This is a genomic window from Nocardia sp. NPDC127579 (assembly GCF_042672005.1).
In the GTDB taxonomy this organism is placed as follows: domain Bacteria; phylum Actinomycetota; class Actinomycetes; order Mycobacteriales; family Mycobacteriaceae; genus Nocardia.
In genome coordinates this window covers 316,169-332,359 of the sequence record NZ_JBHXVZ010000010.1, presented here as the reverse complement: position 1 = coordinate 332,359, position 16,191 = coordinate 316,169, and the positions used below count along the sequence as shown (strand labels likewise).

The 16,191-nt window shown below is 66.5% G+C and carries 20 protein-coding genes; 6 read left to right on the top strand and 14 right to left on the bottom strand.

All coding sequences use genetic code 11. The annotated features are described in order from the left end of the window. The first annotated feature begins 127 nt into the window (after nt 1-127). Nucleotides 128-1,327 (top strand): cytochrome P450, encoded by a 1,200-nt coding sequence (locus ACFVMC_RS29555; protein WP_379215669.1) that lies wholly within the window; start codon nt 128-130, stop codon nt 1,325-1,327. On the opposite strand, the gene ACFVMC_RS29550 is transcribed toward ACFVMC_RS29555, so the two are convergent. Next, complete coding sequence (locus ACFVMC_RS29550; protein ID WP_379215667.1) at nt 1,316-2,242, bottom strand: AraC family transcriptional regulator; 927 nt, start codon at nt 2,240-2,242, stop codon at nt 1,316-1,318. The genes ACFVMC_RS29555 and ACFVMC_RS29550 overlap by 12 nt on opposite strands. 158 nt (nt 2,243-2,400) lie before the next feature. Here ACFVMC_RS29550 and ACFVMC_RS29545 point away from each other — a divergent pair, with 158 nt between their 5' ends. Together ACFVMC_RS29545 and ACFVMC_RS29540 are read left to right on the top strand one after the other, a co-directional pair. Then, a complete protein-coding gene (locus ACFVMC_RS29545) occupies nt 2,401-2,874 on the top strand; it encodes a hypothetical protein (protein ID WP_379215665.1) in 474 nt (157 codons plus the stop codon). Between the two features lie 317 nt (nt 2,875-3,191). After that, nucleotides 3,192-3,740: a hypothetical protein gene (locus ACFVMC_RS29540; RefSeq protein ID WP_379215663.1), complete on the top strand. Its 549-nt coding sequence runs from the start codon at nt 3,192-3,194 to the stop codon at nt 3,738-3,740. Nucleotides 3,741-3,750: 10 nt separating this feature from the next. On the opposite strand, the gene ACFVMC_RS29535 is transcribed toward ACFVMC_RS29540, so the two are convergent. The 7 genes from ACFVMC_RS29535 to bioB all read right to left on the bottom strand — a co-directional run bounded on the left by ACFVMC_RS29535 (nt 3,751) and on the right by bioB (nt 7,567). Beyond that, nucleotides 3,751-4,158 (bottom strand): type II toxin-antitoxin system VapC family toxin, encoded by a 408-nt coding sequence (locus ACFVMC_RS29535; RefSeq protein ID WP_379215661.1) that lies wholly within the window; start codon nt 4,156-4,158, stop codon nt 3,751-3,753. Continuing rightward, nucleotides 4,158-4,430 carry a type II toxin-antitoxin system Phd/YefM family antitoxin gene (locus tag ACFVMC_RS29530; protein ID WP_379215706.1) on the bottom strand — a complete coding sequence of 91 codons (273 nt, stop codon included), beginning with the start codon at nt 4,428-4,430 and terminating at the stop codon, nt 4,158-4,160. The genes ACFVMC_RS29535 and ACFVMC_RS29530 overlap by 1 nt, the downstream gene beginning before the upstream one ends. Further along, nucleotides 4,418-4,966: a hypothetical protein gene (locus ACFVMC_RS29525; protein ID WP_379215659.1), complete on the bottom strand. Its 549-nt coding sequence runs from the start codon at nt 4,964-4,966 to the stop codon at nt 4,418-4,420. The genes ACFVMC_RS29530 and ACFVMC_RS29525 overlap by 13 nt, the downstream gene beginning before the upstream one ends. A 64-nt stretch (nt 4,967-5,030) precedes the next feature. Continuing rightward, nucleotides 5,031-5,564, bottom strand: a complete 534-nt coding sequence (locus tag ACFVMC_RS29520; protein WP_379215657.1) for a DUF1353 domain-containing protein — start codon at nt 5,562-5,564, stop codon at nt 5,031-5,033. 93 nt (nt 5,565-5,657) lie between these two features. Continuing rightward, the gene (locus ACFVMC_RS29515; protein WP_379215655.1) at nt 5,658-6,293 is read right to left on the bottom strand and encodes a DUF2567 domain-containing protein; all 636 of its coding nucleotides are present in this window, start codon (nt 6,291-6,293) and stop codon (nt 5,658-5,660) included. Further along, complete coding sequence (locus tag ACFVMC_RS29510; protein ID WP_379215653.1) at nt 6,293-6,517, bottom strand: hypothetical protein; 225 nt, start codon at nt 6,515-6,517, stop codon at nt 6,293-6,295. The genes ACFVMC_RS29515 and ACFVMC_RS29510 overlap by 1 nt, the downstream gene beginning before the upstream one ends. 36 nt (nt 6,518-6,553) lie before the next feature. Continuing rightward, nucleotides 6,554-7,567 (bottom strand): biotin synthase BioB, encoded by a 1,014-nt coding sequence (bioB, locus tag ACFVMC_RS29505; protein ID WP_379215651.1) that lies wholly within the window; start codon nt 7,565-7,567, stop codon nt 6,554-6,556. Between the two features lie 111 nt (nt 7,568-7,678). Here bioB and ACFVMC_RS29500 point away from each other — a divergent pair, with 111 nt between their 5' ends. Together ACFVMC_RS29500 and ACFVMC_RS29495 are read left to right on the top strand one after the other, a co-directional pair. After that, the gene (locus ACFVMC_RS29500; protein ID WP_379215649.1) at nt 7,679-8,263 is read left to right on the top strand and encodes a TetR/AcrR family transcriptional regulator C-terminal domain-containing protein; all 585 of its coding nucleotides are present in this window, start codon (nt 7,679-7,681) and stop codon (nt 8,261-8,263) included. 98 nt (nt 8,264-8,361) lie between these two features. Next, entirely contained in the window at nt 8,362-9,282 is a 921-nt protein-coding gene (locus tag ACFVMC_RS29495; protein ID WP_379215647.1) for a TAXI family TRAP transporter solute-binding subunit, read from the top strand. Here the strand turns inward: ACFVMC_RS29495 and ACFVMC_RS29490 are convergent. Both ACFVMC_RS29490 and ACFVMC_RS29485 read right to left on the bottom strand, forming a co-directional pair. Further along, nucleotides 9,273-10,610, bottom strand: coding sequence for a sensor histidine kinase (locus ACFVMC_RS29490; protein ID WP_379215645.1), 1,338 nt, complete (start codon nt 10,608-10,610; stop codon nt 9,273-9,275). The genes ACFVMC_RS29495 and ACFVMC_RS29490 overlap by 10 nt on opposite strands. 96 nt (nt 10,611-10,706) lie before the next feature. Then, nucleotides 10,707-11,366: a response regulator transcription factor gene (locus ACFVMC_RS29485; protein WP_379215643.1), complete on the bottom strand. Its 660-nt coding sequence runs from the start codon at nt 11,364-11,366 to the stop codon at nt 10,707-10,709. A gap of 276 nt (nt 11,367-11,642) precedes the next feature. On the opposite strand from ACFVMC_RS29485, the gene ACFVMC_RS29480 reads away from it, so the two are divergent. Then, nucleotides 11,643-12,281 carry a hypothetical protein gene (locus ACFVMC_RS29480; RefSeq protein WP_379215641.1) on the top strand — a complete coding sequence of 213 codons (639 nt, stop codon included), beginning with the start codon at nt 11,643-11,645 and terminating at the stop codon, nt 12,279-12,281. Between the two features lie 60 nt (nt 12,282-12,341). On the opposite strand, the gene ACFVMC_RS29475 is transcribed toward ACFVMC_RS29480, so the two are convergent. From ACFVMC_RS29475 to ACFVMC_RS29460, 4 genes are all read right to left on the bottom strand, one after another. Continuing rightward, on the bottom strand, nt 12,342-12,857 hold the full coding sequence (locus tag ACFVMC_RS29475) for a suppressor of fused domain protein (RefSeq protein WP_379215639.1): 516 nt from the start codon (nt 12,855-12,857) through the stop codon (nt 12,342-12,344). Nucleotides 12,858-13,029: 172 nt separating this feature from the next. Next, nucleotides 13,030-14,052: a hypothetical protein gene (locus ACFVMC_RS29470; protein ID WP_379215638.1), complete on the bottom strand. Its 1,023-nt coding sequence runs from the start codon at nt 14,050-14,052 to the stop codon at nt 13,030-13,032. Between the two features lie 28 nt (nt 14,053-14,080). Next, nucleotides 14,081-14,491, bottom strand: a complete 411-nt coding sequence (locus tag ACFVMC_RS29465) for an RDD family protein (protein WP_379215636.1) — start codon at nt 14,489-14,491, stop codon at nt 14,081-14,083. 144 nt (nt 14,492-14,635) lie between these two features. Further along, nucleotides 14,636-16,147: a hypothetical protein gene (locus ACFVMC_RS29460; protein WP_379215634.1), complete on the bottom strand. Its 1,512-nt coding sequence runs from the start codon at nt 16,145-16,147 to the stop codon at nt 14,636-14,638. Nucleotides 16,148-16,191 lie beyond the last annotated feature (44 nt).

Here is a 16,191-nt window from a genome sequence, read left to right as displayed (position 1 = left end):
CCCCGCCAATTGTGTTTCGGGACAACGATTCCCGTTTTGCGGCAGAGAAGCGCGCCGGCGGTTGAAGGCGCGCGCTCGCGGCCCGAGGCTGAATCGGGAATCGATCCGAATCTTCCTGGGAGACAACATGCCCGAGACCGTTATCCAGCTGCCCACCCCCGGTGAATCGATGCGCGACACCTATCGCCGGATCCGCGCGGCGGGCGAGGTGGTAGCCGTCGATCTGCCCGGCGGCGTGCCCGCCTGGGTGGCAACCAGCCATCGGGCGGTGACCGAGGTGCTCGACGAGAAACTGTTCGCCAAGAACGCCACGCACTGCCCCGCGCTGCGGAACGGCACCATCGCCGCCGACTGGCCGATGCGCGCGCTCACCGACTCCGAGCACATGCTCAATCAGGACGGCGCCGAGCATCGCCGACTGCGCAAGACCATCAACAAGGCGTTCACCCCCGCGCGCATCGCGGCCCTGCAACCCCGAATCGAGGCGATCGCCGCCGAATTGATCGATAGCCTCCCGGCCGCTGACACCATCGATCTGGTCGCGAATTACGCTACGCCCCTTCCGGTTCGGGTGATCTGCGAACTGTTCGGTGTGCCGCAGCCCGAGCAGCCGTGGATCAAGACCTGGACCGAGACGGTCCTGTCCAGCACCAGCACCGGCGCCCAGGCGCAGACCGCGATGCAGTCGATGGTGGCCTACTTCGCCGAGTTGCTCCAGCGCAAGCGCAGCACTCCGGGCGACGACCTGACCTCGGCCCTGCTGGCCGCGAACACCGACAACGAACTCACCGACAGCGAGCTGGTCGACATGCTGTGGGTGGTGATCGTCGCGGGCCACGAGACCACCGTCCACCTGCTCGGCAACGCGATCATCGCGCTCGACGCGCATCCGGACCAGCTGGCGCTCGCCCTCGCCGAAGACCGCTGGGCCGCGGTGGTGGAGGAGGTGCTGCGTTACGAGTCGTCGGTGGCCGGGGCGTTGATGCGCTACGCCCGCACCGACATTCAGGTCGCGGGCGTCGACATCCCTGCGGGCGCGATGATGCTGTGGCACGGCGGGGTCGGCCGCGACGTACTCCATTACACCGACGCCGAGGTTTTCGATATCGCACGCGACCAGCGCGACCTGCTCGCGTTCGGGCACGGACCGCACTTCTGCCTGGGCGCGCCGCTGGCCCGGTTGGAAAGTCGCGTCGCGCTGTCCACGCTGTATCGCCGGTACCCGCGGCTGACCCTGGCCTGCCCGGCCGGCGAGATCGACTACGCCGCGCAGATCACCACCGTCGGCCCGGTCGCCGTCCCGGTCCGGCTCGATTCACCGCGGTGAGGTGTCGGCGGCGCGGCGGCGGAATTCCCGCGGCGTCTGACCGTATCTGGCCTTGAAGGCCGCGGAGAACCAGCTGGCGGTGAACCCACAGCGGGCCGCGAGCTCGCCGATGCTCAGGCTCTGCCGCGGGTCGGCCAGCAGCGCCCGGGCCACCCGCAGCGCTTCCTCCCGCCGTACATCGCGAAACGTGGTGCCCTCCCGCTGCAATACGGCACGGACCTGGCGTGGCGACCAGCCGAGCGCGTGCGCGACCGCGGGCAGGCGCACGTCCCGGTGGCCGATGTGCTCCCGCAGATACCGGCGCACGCCCGCCGACACCGCCGCGTGCTGCGCATGCGGCGGCTCGGTATCCCCGGCTGCCATCAGGCACACCAGTTCGACGATCCGCTCGCATACGGCGTCGAAGTCGCGGCCGGTGAGTTCGTCCTGCTCGGCGTGGGTTCCGGCGATCAGGCCGGCCGCGATCCGGCCCAGCCCGCGGCCGGTGTCGAGCACGGTGCGAAGTCCGCTCGAGCGGACTCGCGCGTCGATCTCGGTGCGCGGCACCTGGAACGCGTGTGCCGCCGAGTCGGGTATCCGGAGCCGGCAGGTTTCGTCGTATCCGGTCAGCGACGCGCGCCCCGGCGGCACATGCAGCACCTGATCCCCGTAGCGCATCGAGTACACGCCCCGCTCCGGCACGACGATCCAATAGAAATCGTCCGCGGGATCGCGCCGCAGATGCGACGGTCCGCGGTCACACAACCGGATGCTTTCCTGCTGCCAGCGCAGCATCCGGTAGGTCGCGGATTCCTGGACGGTGACCTGCGCCCGCCATCGTCGCGGATCGTCGTAGCGGTGGTCCATCGACACGAAACTGTCGGCCAGTTCGGTGAAGGTCGACGGCTCGTCCGCGATTAGGCCGTACCACCGCATCGCTCATCGTCCCGATCGCCGGGCACACCGAACACCATGCACCCCAGGAGAATACGCGGATCCAGTGCGGTCACCAGAGCCCTGGCAGCGATCGGCTCCGCACTGGTGGTCACCGATCGACTCGACGCACCACGTCCGATGAACCAGAATCCGAAACCATGAACCGAAAGCGGTGGCCGCCACCAGATTATCCGCTGGTCGAAGGCGAGCACATGATGACCGACTCATGGTCGGTCCGGCTCCCCGCACAGTTCTGCCGCCGGATCGAGGACGGCGCGCTGGTGCTGTGGCGGCCCGGTGTCACAGCGTGGACAGTGGTCCATGGTTCCGGAGGCCGACCACTTTCGGACCGCCTCCAACGGGTCAAACAGATCGCCTCCACCGAGCGCTTCGAGGAAGACGAGTATCGCGACGGTGGCCTGACCTACTACCGGTACCGTCTCCGAGATGCGAACGAGGACGGTGACATCGACGCCCTGTACGTATTCGCCTTCACCGAGACGCAGCACATACAGCTCGCCATCTACTTCGACGGACCGGACGACGAGGTCCTCGCCCGCCGGATCGCGACCGGCCTGATCTACACAGGCCCGGCGGAAGCGCTCGAATCGACGATTACGAGCTATGGATAGGCGAGGGTAGGCGCGCAGCCTTCCGTCCCGGGAGTGCATGGTCCCGCGGGCGGTCACGAGTGTGTCTGTGCTGTGCGGTGGTTCGAACGCGACGAATCCCGCGATTGGTTCGCCCCGCTATGCGGCACGACAGCTCTACAGGCCGCCTATACCGCTGTCCGCGTCGTGGTTTCTTCCCGGGTGCTCGAACTCGGCGGCAATGCCGCCACGGCCGGTGTACTGACTGCGTTGTACTCCCTCGTTCCCCTCATCGTGGCCATCCCGATCGAACGGGCAGTCGACAGTCGTTACGCCGCAACGATATTGCGCGGTGGCGCATGGTGTCCGTCGTCGCAGTCGCCGGTGTGAGTCTCGCGGCGGGCTTGGTCGCGCTCGGTGCCGCGAGCACGCTGCTCGGCTTCGGACACATACTCAGCATGGTCGCCGGACAGGGCTACACCACGCTGCGCTCCGCACCCACCGAGTACGCCCGTCGGTTCGGCGGAGTCACGGTCTGGATCTCGGTCGGCCAGGCCTTGGGTATACCCGTCGTCGGCGTATTGACGACACCCGGCGTGGGTGACACCGTCGCCACCGGGAACGCCACCGGGGCGACGGCTGCGACAGACGCCACGCTGTCCACCAGGAAGGTGTCCTCGTCCAATGCGCGGACTATCGGTCGGCTGAGCCGCGATCGTGCCGACCAGTCCGCATTCATCGCCGAGAAACGCTCCGAGATCGCCGCCACGATCACCACATTCACGAAGGCCGACAGATTCCTCGACCATGCCGGCAGATGTGTTCACCCGGTTGTCGCGGAATGCGGGGAATGCGCTGGTTTCGCGGTGAACCGCAGCGACAACCGGTTGACACCACGAGGTTCGTAGGGTCATGGCGTTACGGCGAAGCCGACGCCGGGTTGGGCGATCGGCAGGCCGATATTCGCTGCGGCGGCCAGCAGTCGTTTGTCGTAGGCGATAAACGCACTGAGCGCATCGCCGAGTGCTGCTTGGCGGTGGCGAAATGGATGGCGTCGAGTGAACGTAAGTGTGGGTCGGAGTAAGCCGCGGCAGTAGAGCGTACGAGTTCGTCGATTTCGTAGAGTGCGATCCGTCGCAGCGTCGCCGGCGCCGCCGCAAGCAGGTCGGGTTCGGTCCGCCGCAGCGCCCGGGGCAATTCGACTTCCGCCAGGGCCGACGACACCATCATGGTGCCGCGCTGCGCCTCGATCCATTCGAACAAGGCATCCGATTCAGGTTCGCGCCGAATCATTTTGACCAATGCGGCGGTGTCGAGATAGATCATCAGTAGCGCTCCTCGTCGCGGAGCTGCCGCAGAAGTTCACCGGCCTCATGGTTGACGCGAACCGGCCCGTGGGGGCGCGGGATCGGCCCCTCGGCCGTCGGTAGACGCAACTTACCCGAGGCGATCCGATCCGCGAGCGGATGGGGAGCGGCGGGCACGATTCGTGCGATGACGACCCCGCGTTCGCTGATGTCGATTTCTTCGCCACGCTTGACGCGCGCGAGCACACCCGAGGTGTCTTGGTTCAGTGTGCGAATGGCTACCTCGCCCAGTCAGGCCCGGAGGGGTCGCCGCTGTCGGAGTAGTAGCCGGAGCTGTGCAGGAAATCGGGGCGAATGGCGGCGAAGACCCCGGAGGCACCATCGGAATCCGGCCCGTCGAGCAGCTCTGCGCAGAAGTCTGCGATCAGTCGATCAGCCGATCCGCGCTCGATTCGAGTGTCGTAGGGGCTGAAGGCCTCGGTCATCAACCAGCGCAGGTGCCTCTCGAAGCCGGCGCGGTCCATCGGGTCCGCGGTGATGGCAGCGTCGCGCCGCACCACGAGGGCAGGATTCTGGTCTGGGTCGGGGACGTATCGTCGGCACTCAGGGTCGTATACGGCCCAGTTTCCCCAATTTCGGGCCGCGTCCGCTGTGGCGATCAGCTCACCGAACCCAGGATCGTGGATGCAGGCGGTAACAGCGGCCACGGTGTCGTGCTCTCGGACAGGTATTCCCATGTCCGCTGCCAACAGGAAGGCGTTGCTGTTGATCGCTGTGTCGATGGCGTCCAGCAGCGCCTTCGACGCGGGCAGGGCCGCGCGCTCCATCCTCGATTTCACGGGTTTGCCGGAGCCTCACCGTTATTCGTCGGCTCGATCCGGGACGACAACGTCATGCCGTCTTCAGCTGCGGCTTCGGCGGCGGGGCCGCGGTGCGGCGGCTCACCCGCGCGACAGCCCAGAACAGCAGCTCCACCAGCCAGAAGATGCACAGGGCCACGGTCACCACGACGACCGGGACCGCCAGGAACACCACGGAGGGCACGGCGACCAGCAGGAACCGGCCGATATCGCCGAGGGTGGCACCCGCCAGCCGGTTCGCTACGCGCACCGCGGCCCACATCATCCAGCGCCGCGGCTTGGTGACCCCGAATTCCCGCAGGGCGCGGCGGAAGATGCCGTCGGCGTCGGCGGTGCTCACCTCGTCGGAATGCAGTAGGTAGTCGTGCAGGATGGCGGCGCGCGTGTAGGCGCCGTAACGCGGAATCAGCCAGACCAGGGCGCGCGGCACCGACGCGAAATCGGTGCGGAACCCGGCGGGCACGGTGAATTCCTGTGTCTCACCCTGATAGACCACCGATTCGGCGAGCTTCCAGAACTTGCCGTCGAGCTCTTCGACCACCAATGCGCCACCTACGAAGGGCACGGCTCGCTCCTGTCCGATAACACCGCGTGTAGGTCAATGTTAGGAAGTGCAGATACGCATGCGCCGTCGTCGGAGCAACGGTTCGGCCAACAGTCAGTGCAGGGTTCGTGACTCGACGTCGCCGACGTAGGTGACCGGGAAATCCTCGCCGGAGGAGAACCGCGCCTGCGGCCCCTGGGTGCCGAACGGCCCGACGAACCCGGTGCCCAGATCCTCCGAGGCGCTGAACGCCGTCAGGAACAGCAGCACCAGCGCCGCCACCAGCGGCTGCACCAGCAGGGCGAGCGCGGTGCCGAGCTCGGGCGCCATCACGATGATCGAGCCGACAGCCGGGTCGACCGGGCGCGGAAACCGCCACTGCGCCACCGTCTCCCCGAACCACCACATGGCGTACCCACCGAGCAGCGAACCGAACAGCAACCCGCCCAGCATGATCGGGCCGCGCACCGTGCGCCACCGCCACGCCGCCACCGCCGTCAGCACCCCGGCCACGGCGCCGAAGCAGACGAAGATCGCGAGCGCGTCGAACTGATGCATGCTCTCGCCGGTCAGCGGCGCGCCCCGGCCCGGCTGGGTGACCAGCAGATGTTCGGCGGGCGCGAGGTAACCCCACGCCACACCGCCGACGATGCCGAGCACCAGCACCGCGGCGGCGATCAGCAGCGCCGCGCGCGCCTCACGCCGGACACCGAACCCGACCGGCCGGTACACCACTTCGGGGGCCGCCACTAGCGGCGTTCCAGACTGGTCGAATCGAGCACGCCGTGCCGAGAGCACTTGGCCCACCAGCCATCCGGGCTCACCTGCACGATCATGCGCCGCCCACAGTGTTCGCAGAAGCGCGGCGGCTCCAGCCCGAGGGCGGCCGCGGCCGGAACCGCGTCGTCGAGCCCGGGCACGATCCGCTTACCGGTGAACGGGTTGTAGCGCTCGTCCATATCAACCACAGCCATGACATTACCTATCGGGTTCGGCACCGAGAGGTTGCCTCACAACGTTTCGTTGAGCGCTTTGATCGGCATCTTCAGTTCGCCGAGCAGATCGAGGTCGGCTTCGGCCGGGCGGCCGAGGGTGGTCAGGTAGTTGCCGACGATGACGGCATTGATGCCGCCGAGGATGCCCTGTTTGGCGCCGAGGTCGCCGAGGGTGATCTCGCGACCGCCCGCGAAGCGCAGCATGGTGCGCGGCAGGGCCAGCCGGAACGCGGCGACGGCGCGCAGGGCGTCGGCCGCGGGCAGCACCTCGAGGTCGCCGAAGGGCGTGCCGGGGCGCGGGTTCAAGAAGTTCAGCGGCACCTCGTCGGGTTCGAGTTCGGCCAGCTGGGCGGCGAATTCGGCCCGCTGCTCCAGGGATTCGCCCATACCGAGGATGCCGCCGGAGCAGACCTCCATCCCGGCTTCGCGCACCATACGCAGGGTGTCCCAGCGCTCCTCGTAGGAGTGGGTGGTGACGACCTTCGGGAAATGCGATTTCGCGGTCTCGAGATTGTGGTTGTACCGGTGCACGCCCATGGCGGCGAGCTGGTCGACCTGGTCCTGGGTCAGCATGCCCAGCGAGCAGGCGACCTGGATGTCGACCTCGTTGCGAATCGCCTCGACGCCGGCGGCGACCTGCGCCATCAGCCGCTCGTCGGGTCCGCGCACGGCGGCCACGATGCAGAATTCGGTGGCGCCGGTCTTGGCGGTCTGCTTGGCGGCTTCGACCAGGCTGGGGATATCGAGCCAGGCGGCGCGCACCGGCGACTGGAACAGGCCCGACTGCGAGCAGAAGTGGCAGTCCTCGGGGCAGCCGCCGGTCTTGAGCGAGATGATGCCCTCGACCTCGACCTCGGGGCCGCACCATTTCATGCGCACCTCGTGCGCCAGGGCGAGCAGGTCTTCGAGGTGCTCGTCGCCCAGGCGCAGGACCTCGAGGGTCTGTTCCTGGGTGAGGCCGACGCCGCGCTCGAGCACCTGATCGCGCGCGATGGCCAGTATTGAGGTTTCCACGGGTGCCTGGGTCACTGCACGAAGCTCCTTCGTCCGGCTGTGCACGAGGTCTCCGTGCAACTTGAACGGTGTTCAGGCTAGGGTAGGGACCGGAGTGAGTCAAAACACGTGCGGAGGGAAAAAGGCGTGCAGCTGCATCGGGCGGACGTGGTCGACGGGGCGATCGCCATCCTGGACCAGTACGGTCTCGCCGATCTGACCATGCGGCGGCTCGCGAGCTCGCTGCAAGTGCAGCCCGGCGCGCTGTACTGGCATTTCCCGAACAAGCAGGCGCTGCTGGGCGCGGTCGCCGACAAGATCCTGGCGCCCATGGAAGATCCGATCACCGCGACCGAATGGTCCGGCCAGCTCGGCGAATTGGCCCATCGGCTGCGCGACTGCCTGCTGGCCTACCGTGACGGCGCGGAACTGGTGTCGGCCACCTACGCCTCGCGCCTGACCACCAGCAAGGGCCGGGAACGCTTCGTGAGTGCGGCGATTCGCGCGGGCATGCCCCGCGACGAAGCCGAGCATACGGCCTTCACGCTGCTCTACTACGTGCTCGGGCACACAGTCGACGAGCAGTCGCGGATGCAGATGGATTCGGTGGGTGCGCTGCCCGAAGGGGCCTCGCCGATGGACGAGTCCGTCGGTCCCGCAACACGTTTCGATTTCGGTCTGGAGCTGTTCGTAGCAGGAGTTCGGCACCTGCTCGGCACCCGGGTCCGCTGACACCGCAATCGAACCGCAAAGTATGGTTGACACCGGCGCGCGGCCCGATTGAAATGTCGACTACCGAATGGTCGAGAATGTCGGGAGGCGCGAATGTCATGAATCGCGGCACGATCGGGCGCCGCGGGTTCCTCGTGGGCGCCGCGGCCTCCCTGCTGGCGGCGGGATGCGGGCCACCGGACTACACACCTCGAATCCGGCTCGGCTCAGGTCGAAGCGGCGGCTTCTTCCATGAATTCGCCGGCCTGCTCGCCGAAGCCGCCACCGCGGCGAAGTCGATCCATATCGAGCCGATCGAGACAGCCGGCTCACAGGAGAATCTGGAGTTGCTCGCCAACGGGGCAATTGACGTCGGGCTGTCGCTGGCCGATTCGGTGGCCACGGCCCGTACCGGCGCGCTGGCCATCGCGAGACTGTACGAGACCTACATCCAGCTCGCCGTCCGAGCCGACTCGCCGATCCGTACCCTGGACGATCTGCGCGGTCAGCGAATAGACCTCGGTACCACCGGATCCGGAGCGGCCATGATCGCCGAGCGGCTGCTGCGGGTGGCCGGCCTCGACCCGGCCTCGGACCTGGTGACGAGCAATCAGCAACTGTCCGACGGCATTCGCGCACTGCGCAGCGGTCAGGTGGACGCGATCGTCTGGGGCGGCGGCATTCCGACGCCGGGGGTCGGGGTTCCCACCGAAACGCGGCTGATCGACATCGGCGATTGGGTGCGGCCGCTGCAGGAACAGTACGGATACGACTACGACCGGGTGGTGATCCCGGCGAACGCCTATCCGGGCGCGCCCGAGGTGTGGACCGTCGGCGTACCCAACCTCCTGCTCACAGCCTCGAAGCTGGCCGACGCGGCGGTCTCCGCCATCACCGCTTTGCTGCTGGAGCAGGCCGACTCACTGATCTCGAGGCAAACGCTCGGATTCCACTTCCTGGATCGGCGCTGGCTGGTCGGTACCGGCGGCGTCCCGCTGCATCCCGCGGCAGCGGACTATTACCGCGACAATCACGGATGATCGATGACCGGCAGCCGTATCGTCACGTGCAGCCCCCGCGGGTAGCCCGCCGAGACGATGAACTCGCCCTGATATTGCTGCGTCAACGCCGCCGCGATCGGCAATCCCAGACCGGTTCCACCCGCGGCGGCGTGGGCTCCCCGGAAGAATCGGGTCGTCAGCTTTCCGAGTTCGTCCAGTTCGACGCCAAGGCCGTCGTCGCGCACCGAGATCGTCGCCCACTGCTGATCCACCCGCAGTGCGACATCGGTGTGCGCCCCGGCTCCCGCGTAGCGGACCGCATTGCTGAGCAGCACATCGAAGATCTGCACCAGCGCTTCTTCCGGAATTCCCACTTCGACTGGCATGGCCTCCGGAACATCGGCTGCCACAGTCATTCCCGCCTCGGTGAACGCCGGGCGCCAGGATTCGACCCGGTCCTCGACGATGCGGATCGCCGCGCAATGACGCGGCCAGTCATGGTCCACCGCGGTGGCACCGAAACGCGCCGGCGTCTCGGCCACGGCCAGCTTGAGTAGTCCGTCCAGGATCGCTTTCAACCGATCCACCTGCGCACTGGCCCGCACGAACGACTGCTGCGCGTGCTCGGGTATCACCCGCCCCAGCGATTCCAAGCGAACGGCCAAGGCGGTCAGCGGATTACGAATGGCATGGGCGGTGTCGGCGACGAGCCGACGCTGCGCGTCGGCCGCGTCGTTGACCGCCCGCACCATCACATCCACCGAACGTGCGAGCTCCCGCACTTCCGGTGGCCCACCGTATTGCGGCGGGGCATCGTCCACGGTCGCCGGTTCCGGCAGTGTCGCCGTCAGCCTCGCCACCGACTCCGACAGCCGCGCAAGCGGATTGAGAACCCAGCGGCTGACCATGAGCGCCAACCCGGCGAACAGCGCCAGCGAGGTCCAGGAGCCGACGATGATCAACGCGATCCGATCGCTGATATCGCGTTTGGCCCGCACCGTCGACACCTCGATCAGCACCGCTCCGACAATGCGCATGCCGCTGCCCACCGGGCGAGCGATCAGCATTGTGTCCGGGTCCCAGGGCCGAAGCCGATGCGGTGGCCGCACCGAATGCCGATTGCCCCGTGCCGCGGCCAGTAATGCCGTCACCTCGGTACGCCGGCTGTCCACCCCCGTGTTGGCGATCTCCCCGCCGCCGGCGTCCACGATGAGCACATCATCGTTATACAGATCCCGATAGCGCTGCGTTTCGGCGCGTAGCGTCGCGCGGTTCCCGGTGATGATCGCCTCGTGCGCCAAATCACCGAACCATTCGGCATCCACGTACCGGTCGAACCACAGCTGCTGGGTGCGTGCGGTCAGCATGGATGCACCGAGGGGCCAGGAAAAGCCCAACGATGCTACGGCCGCGAAAATCAAGAGAGTCAGCAGTAATCGGCGACGCACGGTTCCCCCCTCAGCTCATATGCCCCAGCGGTAGCCGAACCCTCGAATGGTCGTGATGAGACCTGGCCTGCCGATCTTGGCGCGCAATGTCGAGATGTGCACGTCCAGCGAGCGCGAGACAGCCATGAACGCGTCACCCCAGACCCGGTCCATCAGATACTCGCGGCTCATCGCGGCACCGGGTCGTTCCACCAGCGCCTCGACCAGATCGAATTCCTTCTGGGTGAGCACCACCACGACACCGCCGGCCACGACCTCGCGGGTAACCAGGTCGACTCGGACATCGCCGGTCACGACCTCGGTCAACGCGGGGCCGGACATTGTGGCCGAACGCTTGGTCGCCAGTTCGAGCCGAGCGACCAGCTCACCTATTCGCGGGGGTTTCACCAGGTAGTCGTCCGCGCCGCCGCGGAGCCCGCGCACAATCGTGCGTTCATCGTCGCGAGCGGTGAGAATCAGCACGGGAATCGTGCTCACCTCGCGTAGTTGCCGCAGCACCTGTAGGCCGTCGGCGTCGGGCAACCCGAGGTCGAGGATCACGGCATCGTAATTGCGGTGTGTCAGGAGCAGGTCGGCACCCCGTGATTTGCGATCCACCTCGAAACCCTGCTCGGACAGCACCTCGACCAGGGCGTCGCCCACATCGTCATCGTCTTCGACTACCACCACTCGCACGCACCGATCCTGTCCTGATTGCCGGTCGGTTGCAATATGTTCGGCATCGTCACCGTCGTTATTGTTCCCCACCCGATATACATATTCGTGAACATCGCCGTTCACAAGAGCTGCGGAAACGGCCTTACCGTGTCTTGATGTCGCAGCGCTAGCTCAACCGACTGTAAAACCTGTTGCCACTCAATAACTGTTCGGTGCCGGGCCATGGTTGAATCTGGGTGGCCCCGGGGGGCCGTTGTCCGTTTGTCAAGCATGGATAGGACCCGCAGGACTCGCATGAGCGCACCACAGCCGCCCAATCCCTACAATCAGCAGCCAGGGGGATGGCAACAGCCGCAGCAGCCCTACGGCGGACAACAACCGTACGGCGGCCAGCAGCCCTACGGTGCGCCACAACAATTCCCAGGTCAGCAGCCGCCCCAATACGGTATGCCGCCGGGTCAGCCCTACGGGCAGCAGTTCCCGCCGCCACGCAACGGCGGCAACAAGACCCTGCCGATCGTCCTGGGCGGCGGCGCGATCCTGGTCATCATCATCATCGCGGGCGCGTTCTTCCTGTTCTCCGGCGAGGACGGCGGCATCGGCGGCTCCTCCCGGACACCGCGGGAGACGGCCGAAGCCTGGGTCAACGGCAACGGCGACAAGAAGGACCTGGTCTGCAAATCGGACCTGGCCAAGCTCGACAGCATCAAGACCACGGCCACCGTCCCGACCAACACCAAACTGCCGAGCGTCGACGCGACGAGCACGCTCAAGAGCGTCAATGTCTCCGACGGTGCCGACAGCGGCACCTTCACCACCGAGATCAGCGTGAAGGTGGCAGGCAAGACCACCAAGCAGAGCTTCACCTACAAACTGGTCAAGGAAAGCGGCGACTGGAAGGTCTGCGGGCTGTCCGAAGCGTTGACCAAGTAGACCGCACCACTCCCCCGATCGCCCGGCATCCACGATGCCGGGCGATTGCGCGTTTCCGGGCTAGCGGCCGATCAGCGTTCCGCGATCGATATCGGTGACATGCAAGGGCAAACGGTTGGCCAGGAACTGGAGCACGGACGCCGCATTACCGCCGCGAGCTGCTTCGAACTCATCCAGCGTCAGTCCCACGACTTGCAGAAATTCCACACTGCCGTGCGGGGTCTCGATCTCGCCGAGCTCCGGGTCGATGGTGAAGGTCATCGCGACGATCGCGCTGTCGTCACGTCCGATCGGCCCGCTCGCCTTCATGGTGTGACCGGCTTCGAACCACTTCTCGGTCTGGAACACATACCGGCCCAGTGTTTGCAGCAGACCCGCGGGCCACATCGGCGGCTGCGTCTCTCCCTGGCGCATGGCGACCCGAATCGTGAATTCGAAACCCCAACCCGATGTCTCGGGATCCGAAGAGTCCTTCGAATACAGCTCGGACATGCCGTAACTGATGTAGTGCCAGTGCGGAATCGGTTCCGCCCGGCCGAAAATACTGATGCCGTCCAGCGGATCAGGTCCACCCATCGACCACGGGTGTTCGGTTCCCAAATGAAATGGGCCGGCACTTCCATACAAATTCCGCAGGGCGCCGTCGATAGCGTCCCATCCTGGTGCTTCACTCACTCGAATCAGAGTAATCACAGGACGCACCCGTCACGTGGCAGGTTGCCTCAAATCCCGGTAAAACACCGGGGGCTCAACTCTGTTGGTGAACGGTGGCCGCAAGCCCGCACCCGCTGTCGAGGAAGAAGTAGTAACCGCCCTCGGTACGCGGATCCGCGTCGACCGAACTCACCATTCCGAGGTACGGCATCGGGTCGCCGCAGGCCGGACAGTCCGGAGTGTCGTCGTCCTGAATCCAGGAGGGCGCACCACCCAGCACGGAGCCGTTCACGGTCCACGGATCGGCGTCGAACGGGGTGGCGCAGAAATCTGTTCCAGCCGTGGAGAAACACAGCGCCGGCGGATCCTGTGGGCGCGGCACCGGTTCCCACAACAACAGGTCGGTGCTGTTGTGCCCGGACCAGGCCCACGTTCCGTCCGGCGCCACCTCCGTGTAGACGACCATGGCGACATCACTCGAGCACAGCGCACAGGTCGCCAACCGCAGCCGCCCACGCCACCCGGTGTGCGCGATCGCCGCGGCGACGGCAGCCGACTCGGTATCGACATCGAGAGCCGGCCACAGCGGTGACGAGCACCACCGGCAATGTTCTTCCCGGACAGTCGATTCCAGCGATTCCCTGCCGACCAGGGGCAGTGCGACGCCACCATGGCGCCCCTGCAGGGATTCGGGAATCTCCCACACGACCTCACTGCCGACAATCTCGGCCAGCCACGCACGCTCCCAGGAATGGGAGCGTAGAACATCGGCCAGTGTCCACGCCGAGATTCCCAGCGCCATCGGCGGATCGATCATCCAGCGCCGAAACGCGTCCCGCACTACATCGTCCGGGCTCTCGGAGACCTGGGCCAAGAGGTAGACGGCTTCCGCGGAGGGTAGTGGACATATACCCGACTCGACCAGCTCCACCAGCCGGCGCTTGAATCCTTCGCCCGCGCAGCCGTACAGGATGTGATTGTCGGGATGACACACTCCGGCATCGAGCAGGCGAACCAGATAGGGGTCCAGTGCCTCCCAGTCACGACTGGCCACCTGCACGAGTGCGGCGACTGCCGTGTCGTCTCCCCGAACCGCCCGGTCCACCAGAACGGACACGTTCTCACCCCGAGCTGTCACTCGGCGGTCACCAAGTCGCATTGCGCTCATCCCGGCGTCGAATTGTGCGCACCCCGACCGCTTGCCCGATGCCGCCGCCGTCCTCGGCCAGCATCATCGCCAAGAGCAGTACGAAGCCCAGCAGCCAGCGTCCCACTGTTCGCCAGAAGCCGGGCCGCCCACCATCCTTCGCGCGCACTACGCGCAGCACCAACACCTGTTTACCGATGCTGCCGCGCAGGACGAGCGTGCCGAGCACATGGTTGACGAACGAGACCCCCAGCGCGACCGGCAGGAACAGCAGCAGCAACATGAGTTCGCCCGGACCGTAGCCGAGCAGTCCCGACAAGATCCCGAAAGCGGCCAGCGGAGCCAGCGTCGCATCGATCAGCGCGGCCGTGACCAGCCGCCCCTCCCCCGCTTCCGCCGGCACCTGCACCGGAAGTGTCCGGGATTGCGGAGCGTAACCAAAAGAATTCACGGCGTCCGATACTGGCAGAGGAATGAACGTGACGCCAGCGCAGCAGAATTCACCTACGTCACCGTGCGACAATTTTACGGTCCTTTGACCGGACCGAATGACTTATACGCCGGAGCGCTGGCGCTGTTGAAATCGCTGTTCGAATCCAGCGACAAACCGCGTCGGCGGCACCGATGCCGACGAAGGCTCGAGCACGCCGTCGTCCGCGATATAGAAGATCGCCCGCCCGATCGCGATTTCACCGTCCGGCACCGGAACATAGACCATCCAGCCACAGCTGAGCCGGTCCGCGACGAGTTCATCGAGTGGATAACCGGTGGTGTCCAAACCTCGACCGAGCACATACTGCCGTACCCGGAGAACGGCGAGCTCTTGCGGGAGCGGATCCGGCACCTCGGCGATCAGGCCCGCGACCCGGAATTGGAACAGCGCGCCGTCGATATCGTGGGAGTCGTCACCGAACAGGCTCCCGACGGTCTCCCTGGTCACCACTCCGACCTCGGCCGCGGTCACCAAAGTGTTTGCCGCGGTGATCTGTTCGGCTCCCGGTCGCCGGTCGCGCAGACGAGCGACGATATCGGAAACCGTATCGACGCTCCACACACCGGGGATGGCCGGCGCGCACTCCTCGGCCGGTGGGGACGCGCCGCGATACCAGCGACCGGCCTCCCACCAGTAGCAGAAGGACATCGTCCCGGTCTCGGTGCGCGGATTCAGAACCTGATCGACCACCCAGTCCGGCGCGCCCGCAAAGTAGTCCGGCATCGCCTCGCCGCCGTTGTAGACCAGGTCGAGGGCCGGCGCGTTCCACACGCCACCCGAGAGCACCGCGCGACCGCCCGGCAGCAGGCACAGCGTGGAACCGCTACGCCGGGCGCTCTCGAACCAGCCCAGCGACGGCATCATCCGCGGCCCCCATTCCGAGCCCACGGCGACGAAGGCCGCTGCGATGGTCGTCCAGCGCGCCCACATCACCGGCAACGGAGGAAGTTCCCGCTCCACCAGCTCCGACCAGATACCCGCGGCACGATCGGAACGTGCCTGTAGTACTGCCTGGCGCGGGGAACGCGATTGCCGCCCGGCGTGCCCGATGTATGCCGCCAGCCAGACCGGAAGCCGCTCGCGCGGATACTTGTCCAAGTCGGCACGGTACGCCTCGGGCGCGAAGAGCTGTCCGTTCGGGAACGGCCGCTCGCCACGATCCTGGTCCACGTCGATCTCGCCGTCGGCGGTGACATGTACCAGCAGGCGCCACCAGGGTTCGTCTCCGCGCTCGGCCGAGGCTTCCCGATAGCCCCGCACCAGGTCCTGCGCCGCCTTCGGAACCGGCACAGGAACTTCGGACTCCCCCACGGAGTAGACCGCCTGCGCCGCCTCGGCCGAGACGGTGACCGCGAACTCCGCGTACAGCGCGCGCCAACCGGACGGCGCGACCGCGGTCAACGCGTCGACGACCTGCCCGATATCGGCATCGAACGCACCCCCGGATTCGGCCTGATCACTACCCGGGCTCGGCTCCGGCGGTGCCGCATCGACACCGCCCAGGTTGAACGCGACATCCGGATTTTCGCCATTCGATGTGTCATTTGGATCGTCCGGGCTCGGTCCGGTCATCAGGTGTGAAATCCTTCGTCCATCACTGAATATCAGCGGTTCAT

What these genes read in the sequence shown, in the direction of transcription:
- ACFVMC_RS29555 (WP_379215669.1), top strand. Translation starts at nt 128, where the DNA reads ATGCCCGAGACCGTTATCCAGCTGCCCACCCCCGGTGAATCGATGCGC.
- ACFVMC_RS29550 (WP_379215667.1), bottom strand. Translation starts at nt 2,242, where the DNA reads ATGCGGTGGTACGGCCTAATCGCGGACGAGCCGTCGACCTTCACCGAA.
- ACFVMC_RS29545 (WP_379215665.1), top strand. Translation starts at nt 2,401, where the DNA reads ATGAACCGAAAGCGGTGGCCGCCACCAGATTATCCGCTGGTCGAAGGC.
- ACFVMC_RS29540 (WP_379215663.1), top strand. Translation starts at nt 3,192, where the DNA reads ATGGTGTCCGTCGTCGCAGTCGCCGGTGTGAGTCTCGCGGCGGGCTTG.
- ACFVMC_RS29535 (WP_379215661.1), bottom strand. Translation starts at nt 4,158, where the DNA reads ATGATCTATCTCGACACCGCCGCATTGGTCAAAATGATTCGGCGCGAA.
- ACFVMC_RS29525 (WP_379215659.1), bottom strand. Translation starts at nt 4,966, where the DNA reads ATGGAGCGCGCGGCCCTGCCCGCGTCGAAGGCGCTGCTGGACGCCATC.
- ACFVMC_RS29510 (WP_379215653.1), bottom strand. Translation starts at nt 6,517, where the DNA reads ATGGCTGTGGTTGATATGGACGAGCGCTACAACCCGTTCACCGGTAAG.
- ACFVMC_RS29495 (WP_379215647.1), top strand. Translation starts at nt 8,362, where the DNA reads ATGAATCGCGGCACGATCGGGCGCCGCGGGTTCCTCGTGGGCGCCGCG.
- ACFVMC_RS29490 (WP_379215645.1), bottom strand. Translation starts at nt 10,610, where the DNA reads ATGCTGACCGCACGCACCCAGCAGCTGTGGTTCGACCGGTACGTGGAT.
- ACFVMC_RS29480 (WP_379215641.1), top strand. Translation starts at nt 11,643, where the DNA reads ATGAGCGCACCACAGCCGCCCAATCCCTACAATCAGCAGCCAGGGGGA.
- ACFVMC_RS29475 (WP_379215639.1), bottom strand. Translation starts at nt 12,857, where the DNA reads ATGGGTGGACCTGATCCGCTGGACGGCATCAGTATTTTCGGCCGGGCG.
- ACFVMC_RS29460 (WP_379215634.1), bottom strand. Translation starts at nt 16,147, where the DNA reads ATGACCGGACCGAGCCCGGACGATCCAAATGACACATCGAATGGCGAA.